This is a genomic window from Stenotrophomonas sp. KH_036_B (assembly GCF_057839485.1).
The window spans coordinates 1,925,880-1,943,483 of the sequence record NZ_CM174491.1; the positions used below are offsets into that span (position 1 = coordinate 1,925,880).

Consider the following 17,604-nt stretch of genomic DNA (forward strand, 5'->3'; position numbering starts at 1 on the left):
CAGCACCCAAAAAAAACGGCAACCACCTGAGAAAGCGCGGTTGCCGTGGAGGAGCGTTGCCCCCGCCCGTAGGCGGGGTGGAAAGGCTTAGAACTTGTAGGTCGCGCCGAAGTACAGCTGACGGCCCGAGTACAGGCTGGAGACCAGGCGGGCATCCGTGTCGTTGCCGAGGTGGATGCGCTGTTCTTCCTTGGTGGCGTTGAGCACCGAAGCGGTGAACGTCAGCGCGTCGGTGAAGTTGTAGGCCACGTTGAGATCGAGCTGCGCGTACGGCTCCGTGTACTCGGTCATGCCGCCGTTCAGGCCGCCGACCACCTCGCCACGGCGGTTGTACGACGCACGCGCCAGGAACTTCTCGTTCTCGTAGAACACCGTCACGTTGGCCTGGTTCTTGGCGCTGCCGACCAGCGGCGACGAACCGATGCTCTCTCCATCGAGCACGATCGACGCCAGGTTGGTGTCGTTGTAGGTGTAGTTGGCCTGCACACCGAAGCCCATGTCGAAGGTGTACTGGCCGTACAGCTCCACGCCCTGCGACACACCATCGCGGCCGTTGGCCTGGGTCTCGTAGTCCTGCACCGTGACCGACTCACCGCCGACCACCAGCTGCACGTCACGCACCACCGGCACCGTGAAGTTGTCCACGTTCTTGCGGAACAGACCGATACCCGCGACCGCACCCGGCTGGAAGTACCACTCCAGGCCCACGTCGAACTGCGTCGCCTCGAACGGCTCCAGGTTCTTGTTGCTGCCGTGGCCCTGCCAGCCTTCCTGCGGCGCGCCACCGGCCACACGGCGGTCATTGACATACTCGGCGCTGTAGTAGTTCAGCGCGCCCGGAGCCGCGATGCTGGTGTAGCTCGGGCGTGCGATGACCTTCGACGCCGCACCGCGCAGCACCAGATTGTCGGTGATGTCCCAGGCGATGTTGAAGCTCGGCAGGAAGTCCGTATAGGTCTTGTCCGTGCCGATCAGCTCGAACGACTTCTGGCGCGCCAGGCTGTCGGGCAGGCGGACGAAGCCACTCTCGCAACCGTAGCCCGGGAAGGCCGCCGCCGCCGGGTCGTTGCACGACATCGGCGCACCGGACGCGTTGTCCAGGAAGTAGTCGTTGAAGCGTTCGATCGAATCGCTCGACTGCGCGAACTGCTCGGTACGTACCACGCGCACACCCACGTTGCCGCGCAGGCGCTCGGTACGGAAGTTGGCCTGGAAGTAGCCCGCGTAGACCTTCTCGTTGACGTTGTAGACGAAGTCTTCTTCGGTGCGGTTGTGCGAACCGCCATACCGGTCGTTGAGGTAGTTGATGTAGGACGGGAAGTTGATGCCCGGGAACACGTTGGCGTCGAAACCACCGGCGATGTTGCTGATCGGATTGGACAGGAAGAAGCCCGGCTGCGCGATGCCCGCCGTGTTGTCACAGCCTGCCTGGTAGCGGTTGTTGTCGTAGTCGGCCGGATCGGTGCCCGGGCAGACCCAATACGTGTTGCCCGTATTGCGGTGGACCTTGCCATCGCTGTACTTGGCGCCGAACTGGAACGAATCCAGCACGCCGGCCTCGAACAGCTTGGTGAAGTCGGCCTGGAAGTGGTTCTGCTTGACCTCGGTCTGCATCCAGGACGAATCGGTCGAGCCGGTGTCCACTTCCGCGATGCCGTTCATCAGCTGCTGCTGCAGGTCAGGCGAGAACGTGGCCGACGGCGTGCCGGTGAGGTCCCACGCCGAATACTGGTTGCCGGTCTGCCACACCCCATCCACGCGGCGGCGCGGCTTGGCCGACATGCGGAAGTTCATCGACGGCCCACCTTCGGACCACGTGCGGCCGCCGCTGAAGGACGCTTTCCACAGCGGGCTGATGTCCCAATCGATGCTCAGGTCGGCCGTCTGCGACAGCGCCTTTTCGCGGCTGTAGCCGCCGGTCAGCTGCGGGGTGGGGATGGTGCAGTCGTCCGGACCCCAGCCACCCGGCGCCAGGCCGGCCGCTGCGGCCTCGTCTTCGCTGCAGTAGTAGGTCTTGCCGGCCAGCTTTTCGAACTGCGCACCGGTGACGATGCTGCCGCTCGGGTCCATGGTCAGCCCGTTGAGCAGGCGGCCGCCGGCCCAGTTGCCGTCCTGGTTGTAACGCGCCATGTTCCATTCCGGAATCTTGAGCATGTTCTGGGTGTAATCACCCTCCAGCTCGAAGCGGAAGTAGTTCGCGGTCAACGTGACGTTGTCCGTCGGCTTGAACTGGAAGGTCAACTGGCCACCCTTGCGCTCACGCTCTTCTTCCTTCACGGCGAAGTTCACCGAGGTAGGCATGAAGAAGTCGGTGTAGTTGCGCCCGTTCTGGTCGTTGAAACCGGAGTTGCCCCACCAGTAATTGACGCCACCCTGGTTCATCGGGGTGCCGTTGACATCGCGCGCGGTGGTGTCGGTGCCGTACCACTGGAAGTTCTCCGTGGTGGCTTCCATGGTGCGGCTGGTGCGCTTCTGCTGGGTCACGCCGACCAGCACACCGAAGCGCTCGTCCTCGCTGTGCCAGGAGTACAGCGCCGATGCCTGCGGATCAACGTCGTGGCTGGTGTCCGAGGAGGTGCCTTCCAGGGTCACGTAGCCGGAATTGGCTTCCATCTCCAGCGGGCGACGGGTATGCAGGATGACCGTGCCGCCGATGCCGCCTTCGTCGATGCGCGCTTCGGGCGACTTGAACAGCTCGGCGCTGGACAGCATGTTCGACGGCAGCAGGGTGTAGTTGAAGGAACGGCTGGCCTCGTCGTTGGTTTCCGAGGTGGCGATGTAGTTGCCGTTCAACTGGGTCAGGGTCAGGTCCGGATCCAGGCCGCGCACGCTGACGCTCTTGCCTTCGCCGCCATCGCGGGTGATGACCACGCCAGGCACGCGCTGCAGCGAATCGGCCACGTTCTTGTCGGGGAACTTGCCCACGTCTTCGGCGGTGATCACTTCCACCACCGCATTCGCGTCGCGCTTCTGCTGGAGGCTCTTTTCGATGGCGTAGCGGTAGCCGGTGACCTGCACGCTGTCGAGCGTGGTCGCCGAGGGAGTCTCGGACGGGGTAGCGGCCTGTTGGGCAAACACGGTGGCCGGCACGAATGCGGCGGCGGCCAATGCGAACGTAATGGCGGCCGACAACGCGTCGCGGCCGTGCATGCGGGACATCTGCTTCATTCCACTCTCTCCCTCTGGATTGAACCGTTTGGCTGACACGTAGTTGTATCGATCTAAATTCTGGAGCCGATTTCTTCTGGGGTTTCGGGGTCCGGTGGTCGTGCCGCCTTCCCCGCGTGGTGAGCCCCCCAGCTCGCCACGGCCGGTAATGTGACGGTTCAAAGTTGGATCGATCTAAACCGCTGGCGGCGAATTTTTAACACGGCGGAGCGGGGGAAGCATGCTGCTGCGCAATATGGACGGCGAGGGGGCATATGTGCCTAGGCGCAGGAGGGGCGGCGGGCCGGGCAGGTTGGAACCTGGGTCGCCGAGCCCGCCGAAGGTGGCTCCGACCGGGCAAATCGCGCTCCCAGCGCTGGCTATGTTGCGCCGCAGAATGCATCCCGGGAATTCCGCATGGTTTACTTAAATCGATCTAAATTCATCGAAGGGTGAGTTTGGAGCGATCCAAAGGGGCGGTGTGGGGACGTTCGCAGGGGGCTGCAGGCTCGCCGGCGGCGCGTGCCCGCCGCCTCGTCGCACCGTCATCGACCCACAGGAACCCCTACATGCGCCGATTGCCGTCCATCTTCGCTCTTCCCCCCGTACGCCGCCCGGTGGCCGGGTTGGCCTGCCTGGCCGTGCTGGCCTTCGCTCCCATGCTCCAGGCCGCCCCGGCCGGACTGGAACGCGAGGTCAACACCTTCATCGGCAGCAAGGATGACGGCAACACCTTCCCGGGTGCCTCGGCCCCGTTCGGCCTGATCCAGGTCAGCCCGATCGGAGAACACTACGCCGGCTGGCGCTACGACGACCCGAAGATCCGTGGGTTCGGTCATTCGTTCCTGTCCGGGGCCGGCTGCTGGGAGCAGGGCGGCCAGGTCTCGGTGCTGCCCGTGACCGGCACCATCGGACCGGGCGGCGACTTCGACACCGACAGCGCCAAGAGCTTCGACCACAAGGCCTATGCCTCGGGCTACACCCATGAGGGCGAGGTCGGCCAGGCCGGTTACTACAAGGTGCGCCTGACCGGCTACGGCGGCATCGACGCCGAGGCCACCGCGCGCACCCGCGCCGCCGCCGAGCGCTACACCTTCCCGGCCGACGCCGGCACCGGCCACGTACTGGTCAACGTCGGCCAGGCCAACGAACGCCATTCGGTGATCGGCAGCGTGATCGACGTGGTCGGTGACCGCGTGGTCGAGGGCAAGCTGGTCACCAAGAGCTTCTGCGGTGGCCATCAGTACACGACCTGGTTCCGCATGGAGTTCGACCGCCCGTTCAAGGCGTTCGGTACCTGGGGCGAAGGCGGTGGCCTGCCCGGCGCGCGTCACGGCATGGAAGGGGAACTCAAGCCCAGCGGCGCGTGGTTGAGCTTCGATCTGTCCAAGGGCCGCGCGGTCACCGCGGTGAGTGCCATTTCGCACGTGGACGCCGAAGGGGCGCGGGCGAACCTGCGCAGCGAGGGCATGCAGGGCGACCGCCTGCTCGGCTTCGAACGCATGCGCACGCTGTCGCAGCAGCAATGGCGCAAGGAGCTGTCCACGGTGCGCGTGGACAGCAAGCACGCCGATGACCGCACCGTGCTGTACACCGCGCTGTACCACGCACTGCTGCAGCCGCTGACCGGCAGCGATGCCGACGGCCGCTACCGGGGCTACGACAACAACATCCACCGTGCCGATGGCTGGACCTACTACGAGTACTTCTCGTTGTGGGACACCTACCGCGCACAGAACCAGTGGCTGGCGTTGACCCGGCCGGAGGTGACCCGCGACATCGGCCGCAGCCTGCTGGCGATCAACGAGCAGGGTGGGTGGCTGCCGCGCTGGGGCTATGCCAACTTCGACACCAACATCATGACCGGCGATCCGGTGACGCCGTTCATGGTTGACCTGTGGCGCTTCGGCGCGCTGGCAGGGCGTGAAGCCGAGGCCTACACCGCGCTGCGCCGCAATGCGTTCGAGCTGCCGCCGATGAACTCGCGCCATGCCGGCCGCTCGGGCAATCCCGGCTACGTCGACAACGGCTACGTGGCTTACGATCGTGCGTTCCCGTCGAAGGGCATGGACGTCGATCCGCACCACGGTGGCTCGGCCACGCTGGAATACGCCCTGGCCGACTGCGCGCTGTCGCAGATGGCCGATGGTCTGGGCCATGCCGACGATGCGGGCCTGCTGCGCGAGCGCGGCCGCAACTGGCAGAAGGTGTGGGATCCGGCGGTGCGTGACGAGGAGACCGGCATGAGCGGCTTCCCGCGTCCGCGCATGGACGATGGCAAGTGGTATGTGCCGGCCGATGGCCATTACAGCCCGCGTTCGCACCACGGTTTCCACGAAGGCACTGCGTGGCAGTACCAGTGGCTGGCCCAGCAGGACATGCCCGGGCTGGTGCAGGCGATGCACGGCCGCGAGCAGGCCGGCAAGCGCCTGGATGCCTTCTTCGCCTACGACGCGCTGCTGCAGTCGCCGCTGCAGGCCGCGCGCAAGGAATGGGTGGTGGGGCCGTACAGCTACTACAACCAGTACCGCTACAACCCCAACAACGAGCCGGACCTGCACGCGCCGTGGATGTACACGCTGATCGGCCAGCCGTGGAAGACCGCCACGGTGGTGCGCGCCGCCCAGCAGCTGTTCACCAATGCGCCCAACGGCGTGACCGGCAACGACGACCTGGGCACGATGTCGGCCTGGTACCTGTTCAGTGCGCTGGGCCTGTACCCGGCCGTGCCGGGCAGCGGCCAGTTCCTGCTGCACACCCCGCGCTTCGCCAAGGTTGAAGTGGACCTGGGGCAGGGCCGCACGCTGCGCCTGCAGGCGCCCGGCGCGGATGGCCGCACGCTGCAGTACGTGCAGGGTGTGCAGGTCGATGGCCAGGCGCATGCACCGGTCTGGGTGGACTGGAGCCGCCTGCAGCAGGGCGGCACCATCGCCTTCACGCTCGGCACCCAGGCCCCGGAAACCGGTTGGGGGACCCGCGCCGAGGCGCTGCCGGTGTCCTGGTGCGCCACTCCTGGCGCCGCGCTGGAATAAGCCGCTGCGGCGGCAGGTCCCCGGGGCCTGCTGTCGTGATCGGCCCATGCGCCTGACCTGATCCGCTGACCGATGTGATCGTTTAGGCTTGCACCACCATGAGGATCGCCACGCCACGATGAAAAAGGACACCTCCAGCGCCAAGGGGACGCGTGCAGGCAGCGCCGCACGCACCGGTGCCGCACGCGCGGTCACCGTGACCGACATCGCCGATGCGATCGGGGTGTCGCGCGCCACGGTGTCGCTGGTGCTGCGCGGCAGCCCGCTGGTCAATGTGGATACCCGCGCACGCGTGGAGGCCGAGCTGCGTCGGCAGCGCTATGTCTACAACCGGGGGGCGGCGAACCTGCGTCGGCGCACCTCGACCAGCGTGGCGCTGGTGATCAACGATCTGTCCAATCCGTTCTTCGCCGAATTCGCCTCCGGTGTCGACGAGGCGCTGGGTGCCAAGGGGTTCGTGACCCTGCTGGGCAGTACCGGCGAATCGCCGGCACGGCAGCAGGCGGTGCTGACCACGCTGATGGAACACACGCCCGCGGGCCTGATCCTGTCGCCGGCCGAAGGCAGCGATGCAACCGAACTGCGCCAGGCGCTGGGCTTCAATGCCAACGTGCTGCTGTTCAACCGCGAATTGAAGGGCGCCGAGTGGGACTTCCTCACGCTGGACAACCAGCAGGGGGCCTACCTGGCCACGCGCCATCTGATCGAGCGCGGCCACCAGCGGATCGCCTTCTTCGGCGGCCATGCCGATTCCAGCTCCTGCGAGCAGCGCCGTAGCGGGTATGCGCAGGCCCTGGCCGAAGCGGGCCTGGCCGTGCAGCCGGCGTGGCTGATCGAATCGGCGCCCAACCGCCTCGAGGCGGCGGCGCGTACGGGCGAACTGTTCAACGGCAGCGTGCCTACCGCCGCGGTCTGCTACAACGACACCGTGGCGCTGGGCCTGATGCTGGGCCTTGCATCGCGCGGCGTGCAGCCAGGCCGCGATTTCGCGGTGACCGGTTTCGATGATATTTCCGAGGCAGCGGTGGCCCTGCCGCCGCTGACCACCCTGACGGTCAACCCGCGTGAGCGCGGCCGCCAGGCGGCCGAACTGCTGCTGCAGCGGCTTGATGATCCCACCGCCGCTCCACGACGCACCGTGGCACCGGTCCAGCTCCGTATCCGTGACAGCAGCGGCCCCGCCGTTCGCTGACCCCGACTCCCTTTCACCTGCCCGCGCATTGAGGCGCGTACCGCATGCCCATTTCTCCAACGCCCCGACTGCCCACCTCGTCTTCCTCCGCGCCCGTGGTCAACACGCGCATGGCGTTGGCCGTGGCGACCACGATCTTCTTCATGTGGGGCTTCCTGACCTGCCTCAACGACATCCTGATTCCGCACCTGAAGGCGGTGTTCGAACTGAACTACGCCAAGGCGATGCTGGTGCAATTCACCTTCTTCGGTGCGTATTTCCTGATGTCGCTGCCGGCGGGCCGTCTGGTCGCGCACCTGGGCTACAAGAAGGGCATCGTGGCCGGACTGGCCATCGCCGCGGTCGGTGCGCTGGGCTTCTGGCCCGCCGCCGAACTGCGTGTGTATGAAGCCTTCCTCGGCGCGCTGTTCGTGCTGGCCACGGGCATCACCGTGCTGCAGGTGGCGGCCAATCCCTACGTGGCGCTGCTGGGCCCGGAACAGACCGCATCGAGTCGACTGACCCTGGCACAGGCGCTGAACTCGCTGGGCACGGCGATCGCGCCGATCTTTGGCGGCCTGCTGATCCTCGGCAACACGGTCAAGAGTGCCGATGAACTGGCCGCGTTGGGCGCTGCCGAGCAGCTGGCCTACCGCACCCAGGAAGCGCAGGCCGTGCAGGGCCCGTATGTCGGCCTTGCCATCGCGCTGGCCCTGCTGGCCGTGTTCGTCTACTTGTTCCGCCTGCCCGCATTGAACGAAACCACCGAGAATGCCGACCCGGTCAAGCACACGTTGATGGATGCGTTGCGCCATCGCCACGTGTTGCTCGGCGTGCTGGGCATCTTCTTCTACGTTGGCGCGGAGGTGTCGATCGGCAGCTTCATGGTCAACTACCTGTCCATGCCCAATATCGGCGGCTTCACCGAACAGCAGGCCACCGGGTTGGTGTCGGTCTACTGGACCATGGCGATGATCGGGCGCTTCGCCGGCGCGGCGATCATGATGCGTTTCTCGCCGCGCCTGCTGCTCACGCTTTTCGCCTCGGCCAATGTGGCGCTGCTCGCGCTGACCATGAGCACCGAAGGGCACGTGGCGGTGTATTCGCTGGTGGCCATCGGTCTGTTCAACTCCATCATGTTCCCGACCATCTTCGCGCTGAGCATCGAACGCCTGGGTTCGTTGACCAACAAGGCCTCGAGCCTGCTGATCATGGCCATCGTGGGTGGGGCGATCGTTCCGCTGCTGCAGGGCCTGCTGGCCGACCGTATCGGGCTGCACCTGTCCTTCATCCTGCCGTTGCTGTGCTACGGCTACATCCTCTTCTACGGCGTGTGGGGCTCCCGCCCGAGCGCCGCATTCCGCCAGGGAGCCTGAGGCCCGAATGAGCAAGATTGTCTGTTTCGGCGAGATTTTGATCGATCTACTTGCCCAACCGCCGGCCACGCCGGAGACGCCGCGCGCCTTCCTGCAGTACGCCGGTGGCGCGCCGGCCAACGTCGCCGTGGCCGCCGCACGGCTTGGTGCCGACACCCATTTCGCCGGCATGCTCGGCCAGGACATGTTCGGCGACTTCCTCGCCGACAGCCTGGCGGAGGCCGGGGTGGCGACCGACTGCATCGTGCGCACCGACGCGGCCAAGACCGCGCTGGCGTTCGTGGCGCTGGACGCACACGGGGAGCGCAGCTTCAGCTTCTACCGGCCGCCGGCGGCCGACCTGCTGTTCCGCAGTGAGCACTTCCACGGCAACTGCTTTGCCGGCACCAGCAGCTTCCATGTGTGTTCCAACAGCCTCACCGAAACCGAGATCGCCGACGCCACGCTGGACGGCATGCGCCGTGCGCGCGACGCGGGCGCGATGGTCAGCATCGACCTCAACCTGCGCCCCGCGCTGTGGCCGACCGGGGTGGACCCGCTGCCGCGGCTGTGGGAAGCGCTGTCGCTGGCCGAGCTGGTCAAGCTCTCGCGTGAGGAACTGGACTACCTGGCCGCGCCGCTCGGGGCGGACGGCAACACGGCCGTGATCGAGCGCCTGCTGGCCGCCCACGCGCAGGCGGTGGTGGTGACCGACGGTGCCGCACCGATGCGCTGGTTCACCCGCCAGGGCCAGGGGTCGGTCCGCGGCTTCGAGGTGCCCACCGTGGACACCACCGCCGCAGGCGATGCCTTCGTTGGCGGGCTGCTGTTCGCGCTCGGCGAACGCACCGCCGACGGCGCTGCCTTCGCCGCGTTCTGCCGCGAGCCGGGCGGCCTGCGGGACGCCATTCGCTTCGGTGCCGCCGTCGGCGCACTCGCCGTCACCCGCAAGGGCGCGTTCGCCGCCATGCCCAGCCGTGACGAAGTCCAGCAGCTGCTGCAGCAACAACAGGAACATGCCGCATGACCACGACCCTTCCGGCCCAGCCCGATTTCCGTTCCCCCGAATTCCTGCGCGCCCACATCGCGCAGAGCATGGCCTTCTACCAGCCCAACGAGATCGACCCGGACGGTGGCTTCTTCCACTATTACCGTGACGATGGCAGCGTCTACGACCGCAGCCACCGCCACCTGGTGAGCAGCACCCGTTTCGTGTTCAACCACGCGATGGCGTACCGCGAGTTTGGCAAGCCGGAGGACCTGAAGGCCGTCGAGCATGGCATCCGCTACCTGCGCGAGGTACATCGCAATCCGGTCAGCGGCGGCTACGCGTGGACGCTGCGCGATGGGGTGGTGGAAGATGCCACCAACCACTGCTACGGCGTCGCGTTCGTGCTGCTGGCCTACAGCTGCGCGCTCAAGGCCGGTATCGGCGAAGCGCGCGAATGGATGAACGAAATCTGGTTGCTGCTGGAAGCGCGCTTCTGGGAACCGGCGTTCGGCCTGTACAAGGACGAGGCCGACGCGGACTGGAACTTCAGCGACTACCGCGGCCAGAACGCCAACATGCACATGTGCGAGGCGATGCTGGCGGCGTTCGAGGCCAGCGGTGAAGCCCGCTACCGCGATCGTGCACTGCTCCTGGCCGACCACATGACCCGCCGCCAGGCCGCGCAGGCCGATGGCCTGGTCTGGGAGCACTACGACCCGCAGTGGCAGATCGACTGGGACTACAACCGCGACAACCCCAAGCACCTGTTCCGCCCGTGGGGGTTCCAGCCCGGCCACCAGACCGAGTGGGCCAAGCTGCTGCTGATCCTGGACTGCCATGTGCAGGCCGACTGGCTGGTGCCCACGGCACGGCACCTGTTCGACACGGCCGTGGCGCGCAGCTGGGACGGGACCCGGGGCGGTCTGTACTACGGCTTCGCGCCGGATGGCAGCGTGTGCGACGACGACAAGTACTTCTGGGTGCAGGCCGAGTCGCTGGCCACGGCCGCGCTGCTGGCTGCACGCACGGGCGACACGGCCTACTGGGACTGGTACGACCGTCTTTGGGCTTACGCCTGGCAGCACATGATCGATCACCGCTACGGCGCGTGGTATCGCATCCTGGATGCGGACAACCGCAAGTACAGCGATGAGAAGAGCCCGGCGGGCAAGACCGATTACCACACCATGGGCGCGTGCTACGAAGTGCTCAACGTAGTGCGTTGAGGTTTCTTCCAGCGAGGTGATGCATGAAGCGATGGGCGTGGGGCGTTGGACTGGTTCTGCTGCTTGCGCTTCATGCGCTGCCCGCAGGTGCGGTGCCGTTGCAGGCGCAGTGGTCGTTCCGGCTGCTGCCGGGCAACGCGCAGCTGGCGGCGCATCCCGAGGCCGGGCAATGGCGGCCGGCGGCGGTGCCCGGGTCGGTGCATACCGACCTGCTGGCCAATGGCGTGATTCCCGACCCCCATGCCGGTGCACCCGAGGCGGGGCTGCAGTGGATCGGCCTGGCCGACTGGGAGTACCAGGCAACGTTTGACGTGGACGCGGCCACGCTGGCACGCGCCCACGCCGAGCTGGCCTTCGACGGGCTGGATACGTTCGCCGAGGTCCGCCTCAATGACCGCGCCCTGCTGCGTGCCGACAACAGCCACCGCACCTGGCGTGCGCGGGTGGATGGGCAGCTGCGCGCCACCGGCAACGTGCTGCGCATCGTGTTCCGCTCGCCGATCACCACGCTGCTGCCGGGTGTGCAGGCGATGCCGCACAAGATCGCCGGCAACTACCCGTCGCCGTACGGGGATGAGCCCAGGGACGCGATGGTCGGCAACTTCGTGCGCAAGCCGGGCTACCACTTCGGTTGGGACTGGGGCCCGCGCTATGTCACCGCCGGCGTGTGGCGTCCGGTGCGGCTGGAGAGCTGGGGTACACAGCGCATCACCGATGTCGCGGTACTGACCACGGCGCTGGATGCGAAGCGTGCCGAGCTGCAGGTGGCGGTGGACGTAGAGAGCGCAGCGGCGCGCGATGCCCGCGTGCGCGTGGTGCTGATCGATCCGGACGGGCGGGTGGCCGCGACCGTGGAGCAGGCGGCTGCGCTGCGCGCAGGCCCGCAGGCGGTGTCGCTGCCGGTACGGCTGGAGCAGCCGCGGCGCTGGTGGCCGGTGGGGCAGGGCGAGCAGGCCCGCTACACGGTGCGTGCCAGTGTGGATGCAGGCACCCGCGATGCCGTGGAGGCCAGCATCCGCACCGGGTTGCGCACGGTGGAGCTGCGCCGTGAGAACGATGCCAAGGGCGGGCAGGGCTTCACCTTCGTCATCAACGGGGTGCCGATCTTCGCCAAGGGCGCCAACGTCATTCCGTTCGACATGTTCCCGGCGCGCGTCGACCGGGCGCGGATCCGGCGTGAGCTGACCGCTGCGCGCGACGCCAACATGAACATGCTGCGCAACTGGGGCGGCGGCTACTACGAGGACGATGCGTTCTTCGACATTGCCGACGAGCTGGGCCTGCTGGTCTGGCAGGACTTCATGTTCGGCGGCGGCATGCAGCCCGGCTACGACCCGGCCTTCCGCGCGAACGTGGTGGCCGAAGCGCGCGACAACGTGCGCCGGCTGCGCCGCCACCCCAGCCTGGTGCTGTGGTGTGGCAACAACGAGGAAGAGACCGCCTGGAAGGACTGGGGGCACGGTCGCGACCTGAAGGCAGCCGATCCCGTGTTTGCCGCTCGCGTCTGGCAGGGCTACGTCGATCTGTTCGGCCACGACCTGCGCAAGGTGGTGGCCGAGGAGGGGCTGGGCGTGCCGTATTGGTCCAGCTCGCCCAGCAATGACCTGGACACGGTGGCCAATGATTCCACCCGCGGCGACAAGCATTACTGGCAGGTGTGGGGAAACCCGGCGCTGCCGGTGCAGGCCTACCTGCGCGAGACCCCGCGTTTCATGTCCGAATACGGGCTGCAGGCCTGGCCGGTACTGCGCACGCTCGACGGCATCATTCCGGCGGACGAGCGTCGGATGGACAGCGCCACGGTGCGCGCCCACCAGAAGTTCATGGCCGGGGAGGGCAACCAGCGGTTGCTGCAGTACATCGAGCGGGAGTTCGGGACGCCGCGCGACTTCGCAGACTTCGTCTACCTGAGCCAGGTGATGCAGGCCGAGGGCATCGCGCTCGCCGCGCTGCACCACCGCGCCTCGCGTCCCTACACGATGGGCTCGCTGTACTGGCAGCTCAACGATGTGTGGCCCGGCGCATCGTGGTCGAGCATCGACCATGCCGGTCGCTGGAAGGCGCTGCATTTCCATGCCCGGCGCTTCTTTGCCGACCACGCGGTGGCGGCGCTGCGCGACGAGGGCGTCACCCGGGTCAGCCTGCTCAACGACCTGCAGGCGCCGCTCACGGCGCAATGGCGGTTGCGGGTGATGGATGTGGATGGGCGCGAGCTGTCCAGACAGCAGCATGCGGTGGTGGTACCCGTACTGTCGGCGCTGGAGGTGGGGCGGTTCACGGACGCGCAGCTGCTGGGCAAGGCGGACCCGGCGCGGACGGTGGCGGTGGTGGAACTGCTCGAAGGCCAGCGGGTGCTGTCGCGCCAGGTGGTGTACTTTGCGGCGGCCAAGGACATGCAGTTGCCGAAGATGCAGATCGACAGCGACCTGCAGACCGAGGGCGGCGGGTACGTGCTGACGCTGCGCTCGCCGTCCCTGGTGCGCGCATTGTGGATCGACTTCGATGGGCGCGATGTCACCTTGACGGACAACGCGCTGGACCTGGTGCCGGGCGAGCCTGTGACGATTCGCGTGAGCAGCGATGCCGACCTGCAGACGCTACGCCGGACGATGCGAATGACCTCGCTGGCCAACGTCCTGCGGTAGAGCCACGCCATGCGTGGCTGTGCGGTTCCCGACGCGCGTTACAGCGTGATCTGCTGGAAATTCTCGACGCGGTCGTGGCCGTGGGTGGCGTCACCGGTGCGCGGCAGCGGGTAATCCTCGAGGCGATCGAGCAGGCGGGTCTGCAGGCCGGCTTCACGGGCCGCATCGAGTTCTTCGACCACATCGGACAGGAACACGATCTGGTTGGCCGGCACGCCGATCGCCTGCACGATGTTGCGGTAGCTGGCAGCGTCGCGCTTGCCGCCGATCTCGGTATCGAACCATCCCGACACCAGCGCGGTGAGATCGCCTGCCTCGCTGAAGCCGAAGAACAGCTTCTGCGACGGCACCGAGCCGGAGGAATACACATACAGCGGCTTGCCTTCTGCATGCCAGCCGCTGAGCATCGCCGCAACTTCAGGGTAGAAGTGCGCCTTGTAGTCGCCGTTGCGGTAACCGGCTTCCCAGATCATGCCCTGCAGCGCCTTGAGCGCGGTGTGCTTGCGATCCTGGTCGATCCAGCCCTGCAGGGTCTCCACGATCAGGCTGTCCTGGCAGGCACCGCCGATCTCCACGGCCACCACATCCAGCCACCGACGTACTTCGGGCTGCTGGCCGTGCGCGGCGACGAAGCCGGGCAGCGCGTTGCGCGCATACGGAAACAGCACGTTCTTGACGAACGAGATGCTGCTCGTGGTGCCTTCGATATCGGTGAGGATGACGGTGGGGTGGGGCATGGATCAGGACGCCTTGGTCGGAATGTAGCGGGGGAATTTCTGCGCGATGTCGCTACCGGTGAAGTGCCCGACCCAGCCATCCGGCTCGGTGAAGAAGCGGATCGCCACGAAGCTGGGTTCGTCGCCCATGTCAAACCAGTGCGTGGTGCCGTCCGGCACCGCGATCAGGTCATCCTTCACGCACTCGATCTCGTAGACCTTGGCGTCCACGTGCAGGGTGAACAGGCCTGAGCCGGCGACGAAGAAACGCACTTCGTCTTCCTTGTGCAGGTGTTCGTCCAGGAACTTCCTGCGCAGTTCGGCGCGATTGGGGTTGTCCGGGGCGATCGAGGCCACGTCCACGCTCTTGAAGCCGTGCTCGGCGACGAGGCGGTCGATGTCGACCTTGTAGGCGGCGAACACCTCGTCCTGGCTGGCGCCGGGCGCAACCTCGTGCGCAGCCGTCCAGCGTTCGAAGGTCACGCCGATCTTCTTCAACGCGTCGGCAATGATCGCGCCGTCCTGGGTGTCCAGCAGCGGGGCGTCGGGGGCGTGGTCGTCGTAGATGCGCAGTCGGCTCATGGCGGCAGCTTGAACGTCGGGGGGGGTGAAAGATTATCAGCGCACGGGGCTGAATGGGGATGCGTCCTCATGACGCCAAGGCATGAGGTGCCGGCGCCACAGCGAATGCCGGCCGCTGGCCGGCTCCACGCCATGCCAGGCGTTCCCGGGAGCCGGCCAGCGGCCGGCACTACAGCAGATGTCGGTCGCGCCGGTAGTGCCGGCCGCTGGCCGGCTCCAGGCGGTATCCGGTCGACACGTAACAGCGGATGTCGGCAGCGCCGGTAGTGCCGGCCGCTGGCCGGCTCCAGACGGTATCCGGTCGACAGGGGTTCGTTCAGGGCCCGCGCAACTTGCGCAGCTCGAGTTCGCAGTGGAACAGGAACTCGAAGGCTTCCAGGTGGCGGCGGGCTTCGGCCATGTCGCGGCCCCAGGCATACAGGCCGTGGCCGTCGATCAGGTAGCCCCACATGCAGCCTTCGTCCAGCGTGGCCTCGACCTTGGCGGCGAGCTCGTCCATGTCCTGGGTGTTGGCGAACACCGGCACTTCAACCGCCGTTTCATGGGTGCTGTTGCCGTGGAAGGCCTTGAGCAGCTCGTAGCCTTCCAGCCGGATATGGCCGTTGGCGGCGTACAGGCGCGAGGCAATGGTCTGCACGGGGGAATGGGTGTGCAGCACGCAGCCGATCTCGGGGAAGCGGCGGTACAGCTGGGTATGCAGGAGGGTCTCGGCGGAGGGGCGCAACGGGCGGCCGACGGCCTTGCCGTCGAAGTCGACGACCATGATGTCGTCTTCGATCAGGCGCCCCTTGTCCTTGCCGGACACGGTGATGGCCGCATGCCGGTCGTCCAGCCGATGCGAGAAGTTGCTGCTGGTCGCGGGCGTCCAGCCGGCCTGGGCCAGCTCGCGGATGTTGTCGATCAGCACCTGGGCCAGTTCGCTGAGCCGGGCCGTGTCATAAGGGGTGGAGTTCATGGCTGGCATTTTAACTGTGTAGAGCAGGTAAGGGCAGTCAAGAGCATGTTCCCAGGATGGGCCGCGCGGGGTACGGGTTGCGGGGGACGCCGTAAACCCATCCATGGGGGCTTGGTCGCCGCTTGCACGTGTGCGCTGTCCTGCGCGCACGGCAAGACCGGGGTTGGGTTCCTGCCCAACCCGTCGGGCGTATACGCCCGACCCATGCGGCTCACACCCCCGCAACCCGTACCCCGCCCGACCCTCGACACGTTGAGGCGAGTGCCAGCAATTTGGGGGAGGGGAGGGAAAAAAGCAGAGCCGGCCTGTTGGCCGGCTCTTCAGGGTGGTGCGCGGGGGCCGTCGGGACGGCCGTCCCGTCAGCCGCGGAGGCGGCTGTGTTTCATGCTGTAGCCGAAGTAGATCGCGAAGCCGACGACGGTCCAGACGCCCATCAGCATCCAGTTGTGCAGGGTCATGGCCGAGAGCAGGGCCAGGCAGCTCAGCACGCCCAGGCTGCAGATCAGCCAGGCGGCCGGGATGCGGAACGGGCGGGGCAGGTCGGGCTGGGTGCGGCGCAGGATCAGGACGCCGGCACAGACCGCGGCGAAGGCGATGAGGGTGCCCATCGAGGTCAGTTCGCCCAGCACGTCCAGCGGGAACAGGGCCGCCAGCAGGGCGATGCCGATGCCGGTGATCACGGTGTTGATGTGCGGGGTGCGGTACGTCGGGTGGATCTTGGTGAACACCGGCGGCAGCAGGCCGTCGCGGGCCATGATCATGAAGATGCGCGGCTGCGCGATCACCATCACCAGCACCACCGAGGACAGGCCGATCAAGGCGCCGATCTCCACCACCACGCGCAGCCACCCCAGGCCCGGGTGCGCGGCCACCGCGGTCACCACCGGCTCGTCGGTGCCCAGCATCGTGTACGGCACCAGCCCGGTCATCACTGCGGCCATCGCGATGTAGAGCACGGTGCAGACCACCAGCGAGAGCAGCATGCCGATGGGCATGTCGCGCTGCGGGCGGTGCGATTCCTGGGCGGCGACCGACACGGCCTCGAAGCCGATGTAGGCGAAGAACACCATCGCGGCACCCCGCAGGACACCTTCGAAGCCGAACTTGCCCGGTCCTTCGTTGGCCGGAATGAACGGGGTCCAGTTGGCCGGGTCCACGTACTTCCAGCCGACCACGATGACCAGCACGATCAGGCCGGTCTTGAGGACCACCATCGCCATGTTCATCGCCGACGACTTGCTGATGCCTACGTAGCACAGCCAGGTCAGCAGCAGCACCAGGATGGCCGCCGGCAGGTTGGCGATCGATCCGGTGGGGCGCAGTTGCGCGTCCAGCGGTGCGCTGACCAGCGCCGCGGGCAGGTAGAGGTCGAAATGGCTGAGCAGGCTCAGGAAATAACCCGTCCAGCTCACCGCCACCGCCGACGCCGAGACGCCATATTCCAGCACCAGCATCCAGCCGATGAACCAGGCCGAGAGCTCGCCGAAGGTCGCGTAGGTGTAGGTATAGGCGCTGCCCGAGACCGGCACCATCGCGGCGAATTCGGCGTACGCCATGGCGCAGAACGCGCAGCAGATCGCGGCGAGCACGAACGACAGCATGATCGCCGGGCCGGCATGGTTGGCCGCGGCCTGGCCGGTGATGACGAAGATGCCGCCGCCGATGACCGCGCCGATGCCCAGCGCGGTCAGGCCCCACGGGCCGAGCGTGCGGCGCAGGCTCAGTCCGTTGGCGTCTTCATGGGCGGCGTGCGGGTGCTTGGTGGCCCACAGTTGTTTCAGCAT

Annotated in this window: 11 protein-coding genes; 6 read left to right on the forward strand and 5 right to left on the reverse strand. The window is 67.0% G+C overall.

Annotation, left to right across the window (positions count from 1 at the left end; all coding sequences use genetic code 11):
- Positions 1–87 precede the first annotated feature (87 nt).
- Positions 88–3,168, reverse strand: coding sequence for a TonB-dependent receptor (locus AC3ITN_RS08865; RefSeq protein ID WP_489392700.1), 3,081 nt, complete (start codon positions 3,166–3,168; stop codon positions 88–90).
- Positions 3,169–3,716: 548 nt separating this feature from the next.
- Between AC3ITN_RS08865 and AC3ITN_RS08870 the strand changes: the two genes are divergently transcribed.
- From AC3ITN_RS08870 to AC3ITN_RS08895, 6 genes are all read left to right on the forward strand, one after another.
- Entirely contained in the window at positions 3,717–6,179 is a 2,463-nt protein-coding gene (locus AC3ITN_RS08870) for a GH92 family glycosyl hydrolase (protein WP_489392701.1), read from the forward strand.
- A gap of 118 nt (positions 6,180–6,297) precedes the next feature.
- A complete protein-coding gene (locus AC3ITN_RS08875) occupies positions 6,298–7,371 on the forward strand; it encodes a LacI family DNA-binding transcriptional regulator (protein ID WP_313342742.1) in 1,074 nt (357 codons plus the stop codon).
- Positions 7,372–7,415: 44 nt separating this feature from the next.
- The gene (gene fucP / locus AC3ITN_RS08880) at positions 7,416–8,726 is read left to right on the forward strand and encodes an L-fucose:H+ symporter permease (protein WP_489392702.1); all 1,311 of its coding nucleotides are present in this window, start codon (positions 7,416–7,418) and stop codon (positions 8,724–8,726) included.
- A gap of 7 nt (positions 8,727–8,733) precedes the next feature.
- Complete coding sequence (locus tag AC3ITN_RS08885) at positions 8,734–9,732, forward strand: carbohydrate kinase family protein (protein ID WP_489392703.1); 999 nt, start codon at positions 8,734–8,736, stop codon at positions 9,730–9,732.
- On the forward strand, positions 9,729–10,922 hold the full coding sequence (locus AC3ITN_RS08890; RefSeq protein WP_489392704.1) for an AGE family epimerase/isomerase: 1,194 nt from the start codon (positions 9,729–9,731) through the stop codon (positions 10,920–10,922). Before AC3ITN_RS08885 ends, AC3ITN_RS08890 begins: the two co-directional genes overlap by 4 nt.
- A 23-nt stretch (positions 10,923–10,945) precedes the next feature.
- A complete protein-coding gene (locus tag AC3ITN_RS08895; RefSeq protein WP_489392705.1) occupies positions 10,946–13,567 on the forward strand; it encodes a beta-mannosidase in 2,622 nt (873 codons plus the stop codon).
- 38 nt (positions 13,568–13,605) lie between these two features.
- Here the strand turns inward: AC3ITN_RS08895 and mtnC are convergent, their stop codons facing one another.
- The 4 genes from mtnC to AC3ITN_RS08915 form a co-directional block, all read right to left on the reverse strand.
- Entirely contained in the window at positions 13,606–14,304 is a 699-nt protein-coding gene (mtnC, locus tag AC3ITN_RS08900) for an acireductone synthase (protein WP_489392706.1), read from the reverse strand.
- Between the two features lie 3 nt (positions 14,305–14,307).
- Entirely contained in the window at positions 14,308–14,865 is a 558-nt protein-coding gene (locus tag AC3ITN_RS08905) for a 1,2-dihydroxy-3-keto-5-methylthiopentene dioxygenase (RefSeq protein ID WP_489392707.1), read from the reverse strand.
- A 316-nt stretch (positions 14,866–15,181) separates the two neighbouring features.
- Complete coding sequence (locus AC3ITN_RS08910) at positions 15,182–15,820, reverse strand: methylthioribulose 1-phosphate dehydratase (RefSeq protein ID WP_313342762.1); 639 nt, start codon at positions 15,818–15,820, stop codon at positions 15,182–15,184.
- Positions 15,821–16,179: 359 nt separating this feature from the next.
- Positions 16,180–17,604 carry an amino acid permease gene (locus tag AC3ITN_RS08915; RefSeq protein WP_489392708.1) on the reverse strand — a complete coding sequence of 475 codons (1,425 nt, stop codon included), beginning with the start codon at positions 17,602–17,604 and terminating at the stop codon, positions 16,180–16,182.

Excerpts from the sequence above, each read along its gene's own strand:
- AC3ITN_RS08865 (WP_489392700.1), bottom strand. The coding sequence starts at position 3,168 with ATGAAGCAGATGTCCCGCATGCACGGCCGCGACGCGTTGTCGGCCGCC.
- AC3ITN_RS08870 (WP_489392701.1), top strand. The coding sequence starts at position 3,717 with ATGCGCCGATTGCCGTCCATCTTCGCTCTTCCCCCCGTACGCCGCCCG.
- AC3ITN_RS08875 (WP_313342742.1), top strand. The coding sequence starts at position 6,298 with ATGAAAAAGGACACCTCCAGCGCCAAGGGGACGCGTGCAGGCAGCGCC.
- fucP (WP_489392702.1), top strand. The coding sequence starts at position 7,416 with ATGCCCATTTCTCCAACGCCCCGACTGCCCACCTCGTCTTCCTCCGCG.
- AC3ITN_RS08885 (WP_489392703.1), top strand. The coding sequence starts at position 8,734 with ATGAGCAAGATTGTCTGTTTCGGCGAGATTTTGATCGATCTACTTGCC.
- AC3ITN_RS08890 (WP_489392704.1), top strand. The coding sequence starts at position 9,729 with ATGACCACGACCCTTCCGGCCCAGCCCGATTTCCGTTCCCCCGAATTC.
- AC3ITN_RS08895 (WP_489392705.1), top strand. The coding sequence starts at position 10,946 with ATGAAGCGATGGGCGTGGGGCGTTGGACTGGTTCTGCTGCTTGCGCTT.
- mtnC (WP_489392706.1), bottom strand. The coding sequence starts at position 14,304 with ATGCCCCACCCCACCGTCATCCTCACCGATATCGAAGGCACCACGAGC.
- AC3ITN_RS08905 (WP_489392707.1), bottom strand. The coding sequence starts at position 14,865 with ATGAGCCGACTGCGCATCTACGACGACCACGCCCCCGACGCCCCGCTG.
- AC3ITN_RS08910 (WP_313342762.1), bottom strand. The coding sequence starts at position 15,820 with ATGAACTCCACCCCTTATGACACGGCCCGGCTCAGCGAACTGGCCCAG.
- AC3ITN_RS08915 (WP_489392708.1), bottom strand. The coding sequence starts at position 17,604 with ATGCTGAAACAACTGTGGGCCACCAAGCACCCGCACGCCGCCCATGAA.